This is a genomic window from Sphingomonas sp. (assembly GCF_025362505.1).
Taxonomy (GTDB): Bacteria; Pseudomonadota; Alphaproteobacteria; order Sphingomonadales; family Sphingomonadaceae; genus Sphingomicrobium.
The window spans coordinates 1-17,448 of sequence record NZ_JANYGG010000108.1; the positions used below are offsets into that span (position 1 = coordinate 1).

Here is a 17,448-nt window from a genome sequence, read left to right on the forward strand (position 1 = left end):
ATTCTTGTGGCCCCACGCCGGGCCGACGATCGGGCTGCCGTCGGGGGTGTAGGCGATCGCGCCGTTATAGACGCGCTTGATCCCGACTTCACCGAACGCCGGGACCCGCTCGATCGCGGTCATGATATAGGGCTCGAGCCGTTCCAGCGCGTCGGGGAAGAGTTCATACTCGCTGTTGGCCGACGGCCCGTCGACATAGCAGGCCGGCGCGCCCAACTCGTATGGCCCGAGCAGCAGCCCGCCGGCTTCCTCGCGCATGTACCAGCTCGAATCCGACTCGCGCAGGACCCCCATCTCGGGCAGCCCCTTGGCCCGCCGCTCCATGATCGCGGGATGCTGTTCGGTGACGATATACTGATGCTCGACCGGGATCACTGGCACGTCGAGCCCGATCATCGCGCCAGTCTGGCGGGCGAAGTTACCCGTCGCCGACACGACATGCTCGCAACTAATCTCGCCCATGTCGGTGGTCACCAGCCATTCGCCGTTCGGCTTGCGGCTGATCGCGGTCACCGCGGTGTTGCGATAAATCTCGGCGCCGCGCTTGCGCGCCCCCTTTGCCAGCGCCTGGCTCAGGTCGGCGGGCTGGATATAGCCGTCGGCTGGATGCTGAATCGCGCCGAGGATCCCGTCGGTGTTGCACAGTGGCCAGATCTCGGCGAGCTCACCCGTGGTCAGGAAATTGACCTCGACCCCGATCGTCTTCGCGACCCCGGCATAATAATGAAATTCGTCCATCCGGTCGGGGGTGCGGGCAAGGCGGATGTTCGACACGTTCGAAAAGCCGACGTTGAGCTCGGTCTCGGCCTCGAGCGTGGGATAAAAGCCGACCGAATATTTATGAAGCTGGCCAACCGCATAGCTCAGGTTGAACAGCGGCAGCAGCCCCGCCGCGTGCCACGTCGACCCCGACGTCAACTCCTTGCGCTCGATCAGCACTGCATCCGACCAGCCCATCCGGGCGAGGTGGTAGAGCGTGCTGATTCCGACCACGCCGCCGCCGATCACGACCACCCGCGCCGATGATTTCATGGTCCGCCCTTCTACCAGTCGGTCGCCGCGGAAATGCCGCAGGGCCAAACCCCGTTCCTATCGTAAGCGCAGTGGCCGAAGCCATAGAAAAATTGGATGCAATCCCACACAAATCGAGGGCATCGGACACCGAGCGTCCCAGCCTTGTCAGATCCCTCCGCTGACCGTCTCATACCCCACGGCGGCAAGGCCTTCCGCTAATTTCGCAGCGCAGTTCTCGGCCAGCGCCTCATCTTCCGACCGCACGACGAAATTCGCGCCGACGCGGCCATCCTTGAAGAACGGATAGCTCCCGATCGACACGCCTTCGTGCGCCTTTTCGGTCGCGCCGAGCAGGTCGGCGACCTCGCTCTCGGGCACGAACCCGCCGAGCGTCACCGATACCAGCGGCCGCCCGCCCTCGAGCGTCCCGGTCAGCGCGTCGAGCATCCCCGCCGTGATGTGCGGCACTCCTGCCAGGATGAACAGCTTGCCCAGCCGGATGCCCGGCGCGCCCGACATGCGGTTGTCGATCAGCTCCGCCCCTTGCGGCACCCGCGCCATCCGCAGCCGCGCGTCGGTAATTCCCCCGCGCGTCTCGTAATATCGCTCGAGGATCGCCCGCGCCTCGGGATGGATCACCACCGGCACCCCCATCGCCGCGGCGATCGAATCGACCGTGATGTCGTCGTGCGTCGGCCCGATCCCGCCGGTCGTGAAGACATAGTCATGCGCCGCCATCATCGCCGTCACCGCGTCGCCGATCGCGGGCGGCACGTCGGCCACCACGCGGACCTCGCGCAGCCGGATACCCTGCACGTTGAGCCAGCTGGCGACCTGCGCGATGTTGCGGTCCTGCGTCCGGCCCGACAATATCTCGTCGCCGATGACGACCAGCGCCGCGGTCCAGGTTCGTCCATTCACCGTCATGCTCACCTCGACTTTGCGCTGCCCGGACCCTATCTAGTGGTGATGACCGAATATGTCAGCGTCGCCGTCGATGATCGCGCCGAATCCCGTTCGGGCGTGATCAAGCTCCACGGCCCCGAAGCGTTCGCCGCGATGCGCGCCGCCGGCCAGCTCGCCGCGACCATCCTCGACGCGCTCATCCCCCACGTCGTCCCCGGCGTCACCACCGGCGAGATCGACGATATCGTCCACCGCATGACGGTTGCCGCTGGCGGCGTCCCCGCCACGCTCGGCTATCGCGGCTTCACCAAAAGCTGTTGCACCTCGATCAACCATGTCGTGTGCCACGGCATTCCCGGCGACAAGGCGCTCAAGAACGGCGACATCGTCAACATCGACGTGACCCCGATGCTCGACGGCTGGCACGGCGACACCAGCCGCATGTTCCTCGTCGGCGACGTGCCGCTCAAAGCACGCAAGCTGGTCGATGTGACCTACGAGTGCCTCATGCTCGGGCTCGATCAGGCGCGGCCCGGCAACCGCCTCGGCGATATCGCCAACGCCATCCAGGTCCATGCCGAAAAGCAGCGCTACGGCGTCGTCCGCGATTTCTGCGGGCATGGCGTCGGCCGGCTGTTCCACGACACGCCCGAAGTGATCCACGCCGGCCGCCCCGGCACCGGTCCCGAACTTCGTCCCGGCATGATTTTCACCGTCGAACCGATGATCAACGCCGGCAAGTCCGACTGCAAATTGCTCGACGACGGCTGGACCGCGGTGACCCGCGACCGATCGCTGTCGGCGCAGTTCGAACATTCGATCGGCATCACCGAAACCGGTTGCGAAATCTTCACCACCAGCCCGGTGGGCTTCGACCGACCGCCTTACTGACGGAAAAACAACGATTTTCGCCCTATTGTGCAGTGCACACAAATTCTTTGCGGTTGCGCGGCGCAAAGCTACAACAGGGCCTGATAGCGACCAGAGCGGGGGCCACGCGTGAAGAAAATCGAAGCCATCATCAAACCATTCAAGCTCGACGACGTGAAGGACGCGCTCCACGAAGTTGGCGTGTCGGGCATCACCGTCTCCGAGGTGAAGGGTTTCGGCCGCCAGAAGGGTCACACCGAACTCTATCGCGGCGCCGAATATGTCGTCGATTTCCTGCCCAAGGTGAAGGTCGAAGTGGTTGTGGAGGACGGCCTCGTCGACCGCGTCATCGAAGCGATCGAGACCTCGGCCAAGACCGGCCGTATTGGCGACGGCAAGATTTTCGTCACCGCCGTCGAGCAAGCCGTCCGCATCCGAACCGGCGACCGCGGTAGCGACGCGATCTAACGCGCGACTCGCTCAAGGCGAGCGGGGGTGGATAAGCCACGCTGGCTAATCTCCTCCCCCGCCCCCACATACCTCGGCATGTCCCGCCTCTCCGTCCTCGACCTCGCGCCGATCACCCAGGGTAGCGACGCCGGCACCGCACTGCGCAACGCCCGCGACCTTGCGCGCCATGCGGAGCGGCTTGGCTACCACCGCTTCTGGATGGCCGAGCACCACTCGATGCCCGGCATCGCCAGCGCCGCGACCGCCGTCGCGCTCGGCTTTGTCGCCGAGGGCACCACCACCATCCGCATCGGCGCCGGCGGGATCATGCTCCCCAACCACTCCCCGCTACAGGTCGCCGAGCAGTTCGGAACGCTCGCCGCGCTCTACCCCGGCCGGATCGACCTCGGGCTTGGCCGCGCGCCCGGGACCGATCAGGCCGCCGCCTACGCCATGCGCCGCAACATCGCCGCCGACGTCAACCAGTTCCCGCGCGATGTCGTCGAGCTGATCCGCTACTTCGAGCCCCCATCCGACCCGCCCGCCCGCGTCCGCGCGATCCCCGGCGAAGGCCTCGAAGTCCCCGTCTGGATCCTCGGCTCCAGCCTGTTCGGCGCGAGCCTCGCAGCGCATCTTGGCCTGCCCTACGCCTTCGCTTCGCACTTCGCGCCCGAGCAGCTCGACGAGGCGCTGCGCATCTACCGCCGCGATTTCCAGCCGTCGCAATGGCTTGACGCACCTTATGTGATGCTCGGCTTCAACGTCTTCGCAGCAGACACCGACGACGAGGCCCGCCTCCTCGCCACCTCGCTCGAACAGGCGTTCGTCGCGCTGCGCACCGGCCAGCCGGGCCAGCTCAGGCCGCCCCTGCGCGGCTATGCCGAGACCCTCCCGCTCGAATGGCGCGCCTCGCTCGACGAGCGGTTGAGCTGTTCGGCGATCGGCTCTCCGGCGACCGTTCGCGCCGCCACCGAGGCCTTCATTGCCCGCACCGGCGCCGATGAATTGATGGTCACCGCGCAAATCTACGATCACACCGCGCGACTGCGTTCCTACGAGATACTGGCGGCCAATTTACTGGCGAAAAACCACGCTACCGTCTAGGCATGAGCTTCGATTTATGCTGCACTGCGGCATGATCGGGAGCAGTGCATTGTTGACGGAAGAAAACCCCCTCGCCTCGATGCCCCCCGACGAGCTCAAGAACTCGATGACCAAACTCGGCTACAAGACTCAGGCCGAACTCGCCGCCGCGATCGGCGTCAGCCGCTCGGCGGTCAGCCTGTGGCTCGAGGGCAAGGTCGGCGTCCCCCGCCCGATCGCCATGCTCCTGCGCATGCTCGTCGCCGCCCAGCGCCGCGCCTATTAGGCGGTAGACTCGCAATCTCCCACTCGCACCGACAAGACTGGTGACTTGAAGCTGATTGGCAAGCCGCTACACTAGCTGCCAACAGGGGGAGACTTCACTTTGCGCAATCTGATCATCACCGCCGTCGCTCTGCTTGCCGCCGGGACCGCCAATGCCGAAACCTATGCGATCCAGGCCGGCCGGTTGATCGTCGACGCGGCCAAGCCCGCGCTCGGCCCCTCGACGGTGATCGTCACCGACGGTCGCATCATCGCGATCCAGCCCGGCGCGACCGCTCCCGCCGGAGCGACCGTCGTCGACCAGCGCGGCCGCACCGTCATGCCGGGAATGACCGACGTCCATGTTCACCTGACGATGAATTCCGGCGAGCCCTGGTACATCGGATTCACGCGCAAATATTCGGCACCTTATGCCACCACGATGGGCCTGACCCACGCGCTGGAAATGGCGCGGGCCGGGTTCACCACCGTTCAGGACCTTGGCGGCGACACGTCGGCGGTGATCGCGCTGCGCGACGCGGTTGCCGAGGGGCGCTTTGCGGGGCCGCGGATCAGGGTGTCGGGCGCGGGACTGTCGATGATCGGCGGGCATGGCGACCCGGCCACCGGCCTGCCGCCCGAACTGGCGGCGGCGATCGACACCGCTCACCTCAACCGCTCGGTCTGCACCGGTGTGCAGCAGTGCCAGGAAGTGGTTCGCAAGCTCGCTTCGGCCGGAGTCGACGTGATCAAGATCATGGCCACCGGCGGGGTGCTCGATCCCGGCGCGATGGGGCTCGAGCAGCACTTCACCAACGACGAGATGAAGGGGATCGTCGACATGGCGCACTCGCTCCACCTCAAGGTCGCCGCCCATGCTCATGGCGCGCGCGGGATCGAGGCGGCGACCAACGCCGGGGTCGATTCGATCGAGCATGGCACGCTGATCGACGAGGCCGGGGTCAAGGCGATGAAGGCCCATGGCACCTATTACTCGGCAACGCTGATGGCGTTCAGCGGGGTCAATGGCCTGCTCGGCACAGGCAAGCTGACCCCGGAAATGGAAAGCAAGGCGCGGATCATCCTGGCGCGGTGGGGCAATGGCTTGAACCTGGCCTATCGCGGCGGGGTCAAGATCGCGCTCGGCACGGATTCGGCGGTCGCACCGCATGCCCGCGCCGGCGAAGAACTCGGCCTGATGGTGTCGAAGGGCGGGATGACCCCGCGCGACGCGCTGATCGCCGCGACCAAAGGCGGGCCCGACCTCATGGGGCTTTCCGCCGAAACCGGCACGCTCGATCCGGGCAAATCGGCCGACCTGATCGCGGTCGACGGCGACCCGCTGAGCGACCCGGCGGCGGTCACCCACGTCGGCTATGTGATGGTCATGGGCAGGCCGATCGCGATGAACGCGAACTAGGTCGTGAACCCACAAATGCCAGTTCCAACGATGATGGAAGGCGAACGTTCGCAGATGGTGACTCGCTAGAAGTACCGGCCGTCGGGCCGGCGTGGAGCCGACCTTTGACTAACTTCTCGATGAGCGTAAATTCGAGCAGGTCCGTAGGGGGTGCCACATGCGCAAAGCTGTCCTGCCATCTTTAATCTCGGTCGTTGCCTTTCTTCCGGCCGCCCCCCTTTGGGCACAGGCGCCGCACAACCACGCGCCGGCAGCGAAACCGGAGACGCTCGCGGGTTGGGCGCACGGCGCACAATTGTTCGACGGGCTCGGCACCTATCACCGCAAGATCACGACTCGCTCTTCCCTGGCGCAGAAATACTTCGATCAGGGGATGCGCTTGTCGTGGGCGTTCAACCACGACGAGGCGACGCGGTCGTTTGCGAAGGCCGCGATGACCGACCCCACCTGCGCGAGCTGCTACTGGGGCGTCGCGCTTTCGCTCGGGGTCAATTATAATATGCCGATGATGAGCTCGCCGCGCGGTCGCGTGGGCTGGCAGGCGGTGCGCCGGGCGCAAGCGAATGCCCGCCGCGCGACCCCGATCGAACGCGCGCTGATCGCCGCCGTCGCAACGCGCTATCGCGGCAGCGGCGAAGTCGATCCCTCCAACAGCAAGCCTTTGTTGCAAGCCTATGTGACCGCCATGCGCGCCGTCGCCGCGAAATATCCGAACGATCTCGACGTGCAGACGATGTACGCCGAGGGCCTCATGAACACGAACCCGTGGAAGCTGTGGAACGCCGACGGGACGCAGAATCCGGGTACGCAGCAGGTGCTCGACGCGCTCCAGTCCGTCCTCAAGCGCGATCCCAAACATCCGGGCGCCAATCATTATTACATCCATGCAATCGAAGCCTCGCCCCACCCCGAGCAGGCGCTCGCCTCGGCCGAAGTCCTGACCGGAATGATGCCGGCGGCGGGCCACCTCGAACATATGCCGGCGCACATCATGCAACGCGTCGGCCGGTACGAGGAAGCCGCCGAAGCCAACCGCAAGGGCGCGGCCGCCGATCTGGCCTATCTCAAGGCCACCGCCGCGCCCGATTATTATCCGATGTACCTCATTCACAACTTCCAGTTCCTTGGGAGCGCGGCGGCGATGGAGGGACGGCGCGCGGAGGCGATCGCGGCCCTGAGGGATGCGCGAACGCATAGCTCCGACCAGATGCTGCTTGAAATGCCCGGCCTCGATTGGACCGCGAGCTTCATCTACGATGGCTACACCAAGTTCGGCATGTGGGGCGACATGCTGAACGAGCCGGCGCCGAACCCGAAGCTGCCCGGCGCCACGATCAGCTTCCACCAATCGCGCGCGATTGCCCTCGCGGCAACCGGCAAGCTCGACGAGGCCAGGATCGAACTGGCCAAGACCGACCAGCTGATCGCCGCCGTTTCGGCCGAGGCGTTCCAGGGCAATAACGGGGCGAAGCCGCTCTACGAAATCGGCCAGATCAAGGCCCAGGCGCGCCTCGCGACCGCCGAAGGCAAGCGCGACGAAGCGATCCGGCTGCTGACCGACGCGGTCGCGGCCGAGGACAAGCTCGCCTATAATGAGCCCAGCGACATGATCTTCGCAACCCGCCACCTGCTCGGTGCGGAGTTATTGGCGGCCGGTGAGCCGGCGAAAGCCGAAGCCGTCTATCGCGAAGATTTGAAGCAGCATCCGAACAATGGCTGGGCCTATCTTGGCCTCAGCCAGGCACTCACGGCTCAGAAAAAGGATGACGATGCCGCCGCCGTGAAGAAGCAGTTCGAACAGGCCTGGCGCAGCGCCGATGTGCCGCTCATGGCCTCGGCATTCTAGAAAGCCTCATTCCGCGGCAAGCGAGGGTGTCCGTCAGTGGTGGAGGGCGGAAATCTGATTTCACGCAATCTAAGCTAAGTAGGAGTTTGTCCTGTTAACTGACGCTGGAATTTCAGCTTACGCTCAGACTCGGGTGTGCAGGACAGTGTTCACTACGACTGGCAGCTTCTGGTTCTGCGACCTGGGTAATCAGTCCCCTTTTGAAATGACGCGGTGGAGCCCGTCGATCAGCCCCGACTTGCGGTCCCAAGCCTTGGCACCGCACCACATGCTCCCCGCCGCCGCACGATAAATCCAAAAAACACTTTCCTACACCAGCCACTTCATGATCCAATGCGGTTCATGGAAGACGAACATTTAGAACCACCGTTCGAGCCGATCGAGCTTCGCCAGCGCCACGACGGCTTCACTCCTCTGCGCCAGGTCGAATTTCTCGACGCGCTCGCCGAAAGCGGCTGCGTCGACGAAGCCTGCCGCTCGGTCGGGGTCAGCCGCAGCGCCGCCTACGCGCTGCGCAACCGCATCCATGCCGCGCGCTTCCGGCTCGCGTGGGACGCCGCGCTCGATATGGCGATCCAGCGGCTTTACGGCGCCGCCTTGTCGCGCGCCATCAACGGCGTCGCGCGGCCGATTTTCTATCAGGGCAAGCAGGTCGGCGAGCGACGCTATTATGACGAGCGGCTGACCCAGTTCCTGCTGCGCGCCCGCGATCCCGCCAATTTTGCCCGCCCCCGCGAGCTGACTGATGACCTGCGCGAAGACGATGTCGGCGCAACGATCTACCACATCCGCCGGATCGATGCGCAGGCCGCCGAATGGGAAGACGTCGAATTTATGCTGACCAACCAGCCCAACCGCCGCCAGCGCCGCGCAACCACTGCGCGCACAACCAAGGCCCGCGCAAGGGGGAGCTAGTGTCCATCTTGTCCATGTTGGACGCTCATCGGGCCCCACGCCCGGCGCGCAGATCGCGCTTTCCTCCCTCAAAATCAGCGGTGAAATATTCACCCCCAACCCGCTCCGCGCTGGATTCCGCAGTGCAACAAGCGGCAAGGCGTCGTGATGCCGCGCGGGGCGGCGAATCAAGTCAACATAGAGGCGTCCGACATGTCCGAAGCAGGCAAGGTACTGAAGCTCATCGAGGAAAACGAGATCGAGTGGGTCGACCTCCGCTTCACCGACCCCAAGGGCAAGTGGCAGCACCTGTCGATGGTTGCGGGCGTGATCGACGAGGATATGCTCAACGACGGTTTCATGTTCGACGGCTCGTCGATCGCCGGGTGGAAGGCGATCAACGAGAGCGACATGATCCTCATGCCCGATCTCGGCGCGACCTACATCGATCCGTTCAGCGCGACGCCGATGCTGATCCTCGTCTGCAACGTCGTCGAGCCCGGCACCGGCGAGCTCTATACCCGCGACCCGCGCTCGACCGCGACCCGCGCCGAGGCCTATCTCAAGCAGACCGGCATCGCCGACACCGTCTACGTCGGCCCCGAAGCCGAGTTCTTCATGTTCGACGACGTCAAGTTCGCCAACACCTACAACGAGAGCTCGTTCAAGATCGACGACATCGAGCTGCCGACCAACACCAGCCGCGACTATGAGGGCGGCAACCTTGGTCACCGCCCGCGCGCCAAGGGCGGATACTTCCCCGTCGCGCCGGTCGACAGCGCGGTCGACATCCGCTCCGAGATGGTCTCGACCATGCTCGAAATGGGGCTGCCGTGCGACAAGCATCACCACGAGGTCGCCGCGTCGCAGCACGAACTCGGGCTGACCTACGGCACGCTGGTCGAGACCGCCGACCGCATGCAGGTCTACAAATATGTCGTCCACATGGTCGCCCACGCCTATGGCAAGACCGCGACGTTCATGCCCAAGCCGATCGCCCAGGATAACGGTTCGGGAATGCACACCCACTTCTCGCTGTGGGAGGGCGGCAAGCCGCTGTTCGCTGGCAACGGCTATGCCGGCCTGTCGGAGACCGCGCTCTACTTCATCGGCGGCGTGATCAAGCATGCCCGCTCGCTCAACGCCTTCACCAACCCGACGACCAACAGTTACAAGCGGCTGGTCCCTGGGTTCGAGGCGCCCGTTCTGCTGGCTTACTCGTCGCGCAACCGCTCGGCGTCGTGCCGCATTCCATATGGCACCGGCGACAAGGCCAAGCGGGTCGAGTTCCGTTTCCCCGATGCGATGGCCAACCCCTACCTCGCCTATGCCGCGATCCTGATGGCCGGGCTCGACGGCATCCAGAGCCGCATCCATCCGGGCGAGGCGATGGACAAGAACCTCTACGACCTGCCGCCGGCCGAGCTGGTCGCGGTTCCGACCGTGTGCGGGTCCTTGCGCGAGGCGCTGACCAGCCTCGTCGCCGACCGCGATTACCTGCTCAAGGGCGACGTGTTCACCGAGGACCAGATCGACGCCTACATTGAGCTCAAGTGGGAAGAGGTCATCCGCTGGGAAACCGCCCCCAGCCCGGTCGAATTCGACATGTATTACTCGAGCTGATCGCGCTCCTCCTCCCCGGTGATCGCCGGGGAGGAGGATGGCCCTCGATCGCGCCAGATGGCGGCTTGATCACCTTTTCGTAACCCTCGCCCCCTAAAAGCTACTCATCATGGGGTGCGAGGTCGTTTCGATGAACAATTTCCGCGCGGCGCTGCTGTTAGGCAAGGGCCGCGAACCCGAGCAGCCGCTGGTGACCGGCAAGAAACGCCGCAGCACGGCCGGCGACGGGCTCGACAGCATCGCGGTCACACGCGAGGTGTCGCGCTCCGCCGACCATCGCGGCGACGACCGCCACCGCCTCACCACCGAGACCGCCGTCGTCCTCTTCCGCGGCACACTCCTGCCGGTCGATCTGATCAACCTGTCGGGCGGCGGGGCGATGGTCCGCGGCGACTTTGCACCGCAGTTGTGGGAACCGGTCCAGCTCAACCTTGGCGAACATGGCACGGTCGAATGCGCCGTCCGCTGGATCCGCGACGACCGCTTCGGCCTCGAATTCGCCCACGAAACCCAGATCCACGGCGATCCGCGCGAACGCGACGCCATGCTGCTCGACGTTATCCGCCGCTCCTTCCCCGACCTTGCTCCGACGACAATCGCGTCAACTGGCGCGGTCGAGCCGGCGGCCGTGCCATCCGACGCCGACGCCGCACGCCGCGGCTCACCGCGTCACCCGATGATCTGGTCGGGCACCGTGCTGTTCCAGCATGATTCATATCCCGTCCGACTGCGCAACGTCTCGCCCCACGGCGCTATGATCGAAAGCCCGCTCGCCTTCCCCGCCGGAGCCGAGCTGTTCCTCGACCTTGGCGAAGCGGGCAGCCTGTTCGCCACGGTCAGCTGGGCGCACGGCGACCAGGTCGGGCTCGAATTCGCCCAGACCTTCAACATCGCCGACCTCGCCAAGGCCCGCCCCGGCCTCACCCCCCAGCGCTGGTCGAGCCCGCAATACCTCCGCCAGGACAAAAGCGATGACTCCCCCTGGTCCGCCGGCTGGGGCCGCCTCACCGTCGAAGAACTGAAGAACTCGCTCGAGGGCTACCTCAAGCACTGAACCGTTCACCGCGCCTTGCGTTGACCGTATGATCGGCTATCGCCGGTCACTTCGGCGACAGGGACGGATTGAACTGCATGGCGCGGCTTTATGGCAGCAGCAAACGCATATTGGTGACCGGTGGCGCCGGTTTCCTGGGCTCACACCTGTGTGACCGCCTCCTCGCCGATGGCCATGAGGTCATCTGCCTCGACAATTTCTTTACCGGCGACAAGGCCAATATCACGCATCTCCTCCCGAACCCGAAGTTCGAGCTGCTCCGCCACGACGTGACCTTCCCCTTGTTCATCGAGGTCGACGAGATATTCAATCTCGCGTGCCCTGCCTCCCCAATCCACTATCAGCACGACCCCGTACAGACGACCAAGACCTCGGTTCACGGCGCGATCAACATGCTGGGGCTCGCCAAGCGGCTCGGCATCCGCATCTTCCAGGCGTCAACCAGCGAGGTCTATGGTGACCCTGTCGTCCACCCGCAGACCGAGGAATATTGGGGCCACGTCAACCCGATCGGCCTGCGCAGCTGCTACGATGAAGGCAAGCGTTGCGCCGAGACGCTGTTCTTCGACTATCACCGCCAGTGCGGGCTCGAAATCAAGGTCGCCCGGATCTTCAACACCTACGGCCCGCGCATGCACCATGCCGACGGCCGGGTGGTCTCGAACTTTATCGTCCAGGCGCTGACCGGTGTGCCGATCACGCTTTACGGCGACGGCGAACAGTCGCGCAGCTTCTGCTTCGTCTCCGACCTGATCGAGGGGTTCGTGCGTTTGATGGATTCGTCAGGCGAGATCACTGGCCCGATCAACCTCGGCAATCCAGTCGAGTTCAGCATGCGTCAGCTCGCCGAGCAGGTGCTCGCAAAGACCGGCAGCAAATCCGAGATCAAGTTCGAACCGCTGCCATCCGACGACCCCCGCCAGCGCCAGCCCGACATCAGCAAGGCGCGCTCACTGCTTGGCTGGGAACCGACCGTCGCGCTTGCCGACGGCCTCGACCACACCATCGCCTATTTTCGCGAGCGCGGCTTCGGCGCCCCATGACGCACGCCTCCGGACGCCGAGTGCGCGTCGGCTTTCTGTACACGCACCCCATCCAATACGCCGCGCCCCTGATGCGCCTGATTAATCGCTCGGCCGACATCGAGGCGGTGCCGATTTACCTGACCGATTTCAGCCTGCGCGGGGCAGTCGACAAGCAGTTCGGGGTCAAAGTCGTTTGGGACATCGACCTGCTCGAAGGCACTGACCCGATCTTCGTCGATGGCTATAAAACCCGCGAGGTCAGCACCGGGCTCACGGCAATGCCCGCCCCGCAAGTATGGAAGATCGTGCGCGAGGCCCGGCTCGATGCGCTCGTCGTTCAGGGCCACGTCCAGCTTGCCGTGCATATTGCAGTGCTCGCCGCCAAGAGTATCGGAATTCCGGTCTTCTACCGCTCCGAGACGCATCTTCTGCTGCCGCGTGGAAAGGCGAAGCGCATCGCTCGCCGCCTCTTGATGGGTGGCTATTACAAGTTGCTGGATGGCTTCCTCGCTATCGGCACCCGCAACCACTTATTCTATCGGGCGATGGGCGTTCCGGGCTCAAAGGTCTTCGACGTGCCTTATGCGGTCGATAATGAGCGGATGATCGCAAACTCGTCCCTTTCGTCGTCCCAGCGCTCGGCGAAGCGACGCGAGCTTGGCGCGCGCGACGGGATCCCGCTTCTTGTCTATGCTTCGAAACTGACCCGCCGGAAGCATCCCGACGACTTGCTTGAAGCGGCGCGAAGCCTGCGCCGTGAAGGGCTCGATTTTGACCTGCTGTTTGTCGGCACCGGAGAGATGGAGGGAGAACTTCGCAACGCCGCTGCCGCCAACTTCCCCGGTCCGCCGCCGCTGTTCGCCGGTTTCCTCAACCAGACCGAGCTGCCCGCGGTGCTGGGCGCAAGCGACATCTTCATCCTGCCTGCCGAGAATGAGCCGTGGGGTTTGATCATCAACGAAGCGATGTGCGCGGGCCTCGCCATCGTCACGTCGCGCGAAGTCGGCGCGGTACCCGACCTGGTTCACGAAGGGGTCAACGGGCGGTTGTTCGACGCGGGCAACATCGCGCAATTAACCACTGTCCTTCGTGATCTCGTCCAGCATCCCGGTCGGACGAGCGAGATGGGCGCGGAAAGCCGCAGGATCGTTGCCGGCTGGGGATATGGGGAAGACCTAGAAGGGCTTCGCGCGGCATTGGTCGCGACGAAACGACTATCGCAATGACGGACGGCGGGCCAGTACGCGCAATCCTCGCCAGCGAATTCTGGCCGGGTGCCACTGCCCGGGGCATCGCGCCGGGTCTTCGCGCCGCCGGCTGGCTGGTCGACGAAATCGACGATCAACGCTTTTTCCCGAATTCGATGTCGCTCGCCCAACGACTTGAAGCCCGGCTCAGGCGGCGTCAGCGTACCGCCGACTACCAAGCAGCAATCCTAGCCGCCGCCCGAACCCACCGTGCCGAGGTCATGATTACGGTCAAGGGCGGTAATGTGACACAAGCGACGCTTGCACAGCTCCGCGACATGGGTGTTTTCGTCGTCAACTATTACCCCGACCGCGACGTCCCAATCAAACGCATGGCCGATTACGATCTGGTCGCGACGACCAAGTCATTTCATTTTGATCCCCTCGCCCAGCATTTACCGGATGAGCGATTTGTCTTGATCAATCATGGTTACGACGCCGAACTCCACCGCCCGGTCGCGTTGACGCCCGATCGGGAGCCGGTCGACGTTCTCTACATCGGCAATGCGGGAGCGTATAAGGCCCGCCTGATGATTGCGCTGGCCGAAACCTTGCCCGGCCTCAAGATCAGGGTCGTCGGCCATCGTTGGCTCGACCATGCCAAGGGCACCGCACTCGAAGCCGCCGCGTTGGGAAACGCCGTTCATGGCGATTATTATGCCGCCGAAATCGCTAATGCGAAAATCGTTCTCGCCTTCCACATGGGCGAGAATCCAAAGACCGGGTTTCAGGATCTCGTCTCGACCCGCACCTTCGAGATCCCCGCGTGCGGCGGGTTCATGCTGCATGTCGACAATCCCGAGGTCCGCTCGCTGTTCGACGTCCCGTCCGAGATCGACACCTTCGCGAACGACGCGGAGATGATCGCGAAGATCGGTTACTGGCTCGACCATCCCCAGGAACGCGAAGCGGTTGCCGCGCGCGGTCATGCACGCGCGGTGCCTGCTTACAGCTACACCGAACGCGGACGAGAGATTGCCCGGATCGTCGAAGAACGGCTCGCCCGGCGCTAGGTGGCCCGCGCCCGTTCCGCCCGCGGTGCGCCGTAGACCAGGTACACCAGCAGCCCGAACAGGTTCCAGCCGAGGAAATAGGTCTGCGTCCGCACCGGCAGGCTCCAGAACAGATAGGCGCAGCCAAGGATGCCGACCGTGCCGACCAGCCACGGCAGCGGGGTGGTGAACTTGCGCGGGCGGTCGGGCTCGCGGCGGCGCATCGCCAGCATCGCCGCGCACACCGCGACGAACGCGGTCAGCGTGCCAGCATTGGCCAGCGCGGCGATCTCGTTGAGCGGGAACAGCGCGGCGATGATCGCCACCACGATCGCGGTGAAGATCGTGATCCGCACCGGGGTCCCCCGCTTCGACACCCGCGCGAGGCCTTGTGGGAGCAGGCCATCGCGCGCCATGGTGAAGAAGATCCGGCTCTGTCCGAAGAAGAAGGCGAGGATGACGGTCGGCAGCGCGACCACCGCCGACAGCCCGAGGATTCGAGCCGCCCAGCCCTGCCCGATCTCTCGCAGGATCAGCGCCAGCGGTTCGGGGCTGTTGGCAAACCGCGAATAAGCCAGCGCCCCGACCGCCGCCGCCGCGACCGCCATGTAGATAGCGACGCAGGCGACCATCGATCCGACGATGCCGATCGCCAGGTCGCGGTCGGGGTTCTTGGTTTCCTCGGCTGCCGTGGCGATCGCGTCGAACCCGTAGAAGGCGAAGAAGATGATCGCCGCCGCAGCCATCACGCCGACCTCGACCGGCTTGCCGTCGACGCCGACCCCGATGTGGCTCGAAAACCCGTTGGGCATGAACGGGTGAAAGTGGCTTGCGTCGAACGATTTGAGCGCGACGACGATGAACAATGCCAGGGCTAGCATCTTGATCACCACCAGCACCGCGTTGAGCGTCGCGCTCTCCCGCGTTCCGGCCGACAGCACCGCGGCGACCACGGCGATGATCAACACTGCGGGCAGGTTGAACACACCGCCAAGCTCGGGCCCGTTGGTCAGCGCCGCCGGCAGTCCCGCGCCGACGCTTGCCAGGAAGCCCGAGGCATAGCCCGACCAGCCGACCGCGACCGCGCTGACGACCAGGCTATATTCCAGGATCAGCGACCAGCCGACGACCCACGCCAGCAACTCCCCGAACACCACATAGGAATAGGTATAGGCCGACCCCGACGCCGGGATCATCGTCGCCATTTCGGCATAGGCCAGCGCGGCAGAGGCGCAGATCAGCCCGGCAATGGCGAACGATAGGATTACCGACGGTCCGGCCTTGGCCGCGCCGACCCCGATCAGCGTGAGGATACCCGTCCCGACGATCGCCCCGACACCCAGCGCGACGAGGTGCGGCCACGACAGTGATCGCGCCAGCCGGTGATGCTCGGGCATGTCCTCGCGCGAGACGACGACCTTGCGCACATTCCAGTTCTTCAACGCTCGACCTCCCCTGGTTCGGGGTGAGCCTAGCGCGCGAACCGCGACTAGTGAACCGTGCCGACGACCTCGTCGCAGCTGAGCGTGGCGATGACCCGCTCGATCTGGCGCCAGTGGCAGAAGCGCTGGACATTGCCCGCGTCGCGGCTGGCGATAGCGCGCGCCGCGGCTTCGAACCCGGCATCGTCGCCGAATGCCTCGATCAGGCCGGCGGCGTCATCGAGCGCCCCGCGACCAGCAATATAAGGTGCTTCCATGGCGCTGCTTTAACCCGCGACCTGTTTGCGGACAGCGACCAAGCATCGTTAGTGGGACATCAACCACGTTATCGACGCTGGCGCCGGCCACGCGCTTCTGCCAAGGCGCGCCATGCCCAACCGCACCAGCCAGGCCGGCGGCCTGTTCCTCATGCTCGCGATCGTCCTTGGAACAATCTGGGGCGTTTACGTCGGCCAGCCGATGCTCGGCGTACTGCGAGGCACGGGCATCGGCGTCGTGATTGCGCTGGTCGTCTGGCTGATTGACCGCCGGCGCCGCCCGCCCGCCGGCTGAGCTAGGTTTTCAGGCGGCCTTGCGCCGCGCCGCCGCGACGTCGTCAAGCATCCACTCGACCGCCGCGCGCGCGTGGATCGCGGTGGTGTCATAGACCGGCAGGACATTGGCGCGCGCATCGACCGCGAGCACCAGTTCGGTGCAGCCGAGGATGATCGCCTGGACCTTCTGCTTAGCGAGTTCGGTGATCAGCGTCTTCAACTTGCGCTGGCTTTCTCGGACCACGCGGCCCGCGGCGAGTTCCTCGTAGATGATCCGGTCGACCTCGGACCGCCACTGCCCATTAAGCTCATGGAACACGATTCCGCGCTGCTCATAGGCCTCGCGCGCGAACGGCTCGGTCATCGTGAACCGCGTTCCGAGCAGGGCGACATGGCTGCGCCCGTCAGCCGCGATCCGCTCGGCGGTCGCCGCGGCGATATCGATCACCTCCAGCCCGGTTGCTGCTTCGACCGCCGCACGCGCCTTGTGCATCGTGTTCGACGCGATCAGCAGCCCCTCGGCGCCCGATGCCTTGAGCCGCACTGCCGCCTCGACCGCGACGCGGATCGCGCCATCCCAGTCACCGGCTTGATGCATCGCCGCCAGCGGACCGAAATCGAGGCTCTCGATCGCCAGCCGCGCGCTGTGCAGCCCCCCGAGTCGCACTGCGACGCCCTTGTTGATCTGTTCGTAATAGAGCGCGGTCGAAGCCCAGCTCGTCCCGCCGATGATCCCCAGCTTGTTCACGTCCGCTCTCCCCGCAACCCGCCACGCCGGAGGTTCC

Annotated in this window: 18 protein-coding genes; 13 read left to right on the top strand and 5 right to left on the bottom strand. The window is 65.0% G+C overall.

The genetic code is table 11. The annotated features are described in order from the left end of the window. Together Q0R27_RS10260 and Q0R27_RS10265 are read right to left on the bottom strand one after the other, a co-directional pair. On the bottom strand, positions 1-1,032 hold a 1,032-nt coding region (locus Q0R27_RS10260), incomplete at its 3' end, for an FAD-binding oxidoreductase (RefSeq protein ID WP_293944081.1). Positions 1,033-1,179: 147 nt separating this feature from the next. After that, entirely contained in the window at positions 1,180-1,935 is a 756-nt protein-coding gene (locus tag Q0R27_RS10265) for a molybdopterin-binding protein (protein WP_293944231.1), read from the bottom strand. A 48-nt stretch (positions 1,936-1,983) separates the two neighbouring features. Between Q0R27_RS10265 and map the strand changes: the two genes are divergently transcribed. From map to Q0R27_RS10325, 12 genes are all read left to right on the top strand, one after another. Continuing rightward, complete coding sequence (gene map, locus Q0R27_RS10270; protein ID WP_293944083.1) at positions 1,984-2,811, top strand: type I methionyl aminopeptidase; 828 nt, start codon at positions 1,984-1,986, stop codon at positions 2,809-2,811. 108 nt (positions 2,812-2,919) lie between these two features. Then, a complete protein-coding gene (locus Q0R27_RS10275) occupies positions 2,920-3,258 on the top strand; it encodes a P-II family nitrogen regulator (protein ID WP_293944085.1) in 339 nt (112 codons plus the stop codon). Between the two features lie 78 nt (positions 3,259-3,336). Further along, a complete protein-coding gene (locus Q0R27_RS10280) occupies positions 3,337-4,344 on the top strand; it encodes an LLM class flavin-dependent oxidoreductase (protein WP_293944233.1) in 1,008 nt (335 codons plus the stop codon). Positions 4,345-4,393: 49 nt separating this feature from the next. After that, entirely contained in the window at positions 4,394-4,609 is a 216-nt protein-coding gene (locus Q0R27_RS10285) for a helix-turn-helix domain-containing protein (protein WP_293944087.1), read from the top strand. A gap of 99 nt (positions 4,610-4,708) precedes the next feature. Further along, positions 4,709-6,007 (top strand): amidohydrolase family protein, encoded by a 1,299-nt coding sequence (locus tag Q0R27_RS10290; RefSeq protein ID WP_293944089.1) that lies wholly within the window; start codon positions 4,709-4,711, stop codon positions 6,005-6,007. 157 nt (positions 6,008-6,164) lie between these two features. Next, a complete protein-coding gene (locus tag Q0R27_RS10295) occupies positions 6,165-7,853 on the top strand; it encodes a tetratricopeptide repeat protein (protein ID WP_293944091.1) in 1,689 nt (562 codons plus the stop codon). Positions 7,854-8,195: 342 nt separating this feature from the next. Beyond that, a complete protein-coding gene (locus Q0R27_RS10300) occupies positions 8,196-8,768 on the top strand; it encodes a hypothetical protein (protein ID WP_293944093.1) in 573 nt (190 codons plus the stop codon). Between the two features lie 192 nt (positions 8,769-8,960). After that, positions 8,961-10,370: a type I glutamate--ammonia ligase gene (glnA, locus tag Q0R27_RS10305; RefSeq protein WP_293944095.1), complete on the top strand. Its 1,410-nt coding sequence runs from the start codon at positions 8,961-8,963 to the stop codon at positions 10,368-10,370. A gap of 130 nt (positions 10,371-10,500) precedes the next feature. Further along, on the top strand, positions 10,501-11,424 hold the full coding sequence (locus Q0R27_RS10310; RefSeq protein ID WP_293944098.1) for a PilZ domain-containing protein: 924 nt from the start codon (positions 10,501-10,503) through the stop codon (positions 11,422-11,424). Between the two features lie 77 nt (positions 11,425-11,501). Then, the gene (locus Q0R27_RS10315) at positions 11,502-12,467 is read left to right on the top strand and encodes a UDP-glucuronic acid decarboxylase family protein (RefSeq protein ID WP_293944100.1); all 966 of its coding nucleotides are present in this window, start codon (positions 11,502-11,504) and stop codon (positions 12,465-12,467) included. A gap of 71 nt (positions 12,468-12,538) precedes the next feature. Next, complete coding sequence (locus Q0R27_RS10320) at positions 12,539-13,675, top strand: glycosyltransferase family 4 protein (protein WP_293944103.1); 1,137 nt, start codon at positions 12,539-12,541, stop codon at positions 13,673-13,675. After that, positions 13,672-14,709 (top strand): glycosyltransferase, encoded by a 1,038-nt coding sequence (locus Q0R27_RS10325; RefSeq protein ID WP_293944105.1) that lies wholly within the window; start codon positions 13,672-13,674, stop codon positions 14,707-14,709. The genes Q0R27_RS10320 and Q0R27_RS10325 overlap by 4 nt, the downstream gene beginning before the upstream one ends. On the opposite strand, the gene Q0R27_RS10330 is transcribed toward Q0R27_RS10325, so the two are convergent. Both Q0R27_RS10330 and Q0R27_RS10335 read right to left on the bottom strand, forming a co-directional pair. Then, positions 14,706-16,085, bottom strand: coding sequence for an amino acid permease (locus tag Q0R27_RS10330; RefSeq protein WP_293944235.1), 1,380 nt, complete (start codon positions 16,083-16,085; stop codon positions 14,706-14,708). The two genes, Q0R27_RS10325 and Q0R27_RS10330, sit on opposite strands and share 4 nt — an antisense overlap. A gap of 92 nt (positions 16,086-16,177) precedes the next feature. After that, entirely contained in the window at positions 16,178-16,387 is a 210-nt protein-coding gene (locus tag Q0R27_RS10335) for a hypothetical protein (protein ID WP_293944107.1), read from the bottom strand. A gap of 112 nt (positions 16,388-16,499) precedes the next feature. Here Q0R27_RS10335 and Q0R27_RS10340 point away from each other — a divergent pair, with 112 nt between their 5' ends. Beyond that, positions 16,500-16,682, top strand: coding sequence for a hypothetical protein (locus tag Q0R27_RS10340; protein ID WP_293944109.1), 183 nt, complete (start codon positions 16,500-16,502; stop codon positions 16,680-16,682). Positions 16,683-16,691: 9 nt separating this feature from the next. Here the strand turns inward: Q0R27_RS10340 and Q0R27_RS10345 are convergent, their stop codons facing one another. Beyond that, positions 16,692-17,411 (bottom strand): amino acid racemase, encoded by a 720-nt coding sequence (locus tag Q0R27_RS10345; RefSeq protein ID WP_293944111.1) that lies wholly within the window; start codon positions 17,409-17,411, stop codon positions 16,692-16,694. Positions 17,412-17,448: the final 37 nt, after the last annotated feature.

Coding starts and splice junctions, on each gene's coding strand:
- map (WP_293944083.1), top strand. CDS start 1,984: ATGACCGAATATGTCAGCGTCGCCGTCGATGATCGCGCCGAATCCCGT.
- Q0R27_RS10280 (WP_293944233.1), top strand. CDS start 3,337: ATGTCCCGCCTCTCCGTCCTCGACCTCGCGCCGATCACCCAGGGTAGC.
- Q0R27_RS10295 (WP_293944091.1), top strand. CDS start 6,165: ATGCGCAAAGCTGTCCTGCCATCTTTAATCTCGGTCGTTGCCTTTCTT.
- Q0R27_RS10300 (WP_293944093.1), top strand. CDS start 8,196: ATGGAAGACGAACATTTAGAACCACCGTTCGAGCCGATCGAGCTTCGC.
- glnA (WP_293944095.1), top strand. CDS start 8,961: ATGTCCGAAGCAGGCAAGGTACTGAAGCTCATCGAGGAAAACGAGATC.
- Q0R27_RS10310 (WP_293944098.1), top strand. CDS start 10,501: ATGAACAATTTCCGCGCGGCGCTGCTGTTAGGCAAGGGCCGCGAACCC.
- Q0R27_RS10315 (WP_293944100.1), top strand. CDS start 11,502: ATGGCGCGGCTTTATGGCAGCAGCAAACGCATATTGGTGACCGGTGGC.
- Q0R27_RS10320 (WP_293944103.1), top strand. CDS start 12,539: ATGCGCCTGATTAATCGCTCGGCCGACATCGAGGCGGTGCCGATTTAC.
- Q0R27_RS10325 (WP_293944105.1), top strand. CDS start 13,672: ATGACGGACGGCGGGCCAGTACGCGCAATCCTCGCCAGCGAATTCTGG.
- Q0R27_RS10330 (WP_293944235.1), bottom strand. CDS start 16,085: ATGCCCGAGCATCACCGGCTGGCGCGATCACTGTCGTGGCCGCACCTC.
- Q0R27_RS10335 (WP_293944107.1), bottom strand. CDS start 16,387: ATGGAAGCACCTTATATTGCTGGTCGCGGGGCGCTCGATGACGCCGCC.
- Q0R27_RS10340 (WP_293944109.1), top strand. CDS start 16,500: ATGCCCAACCGCACCAGCCAGGCCGGCGGCCTGTTCCTCATGCTCGCG.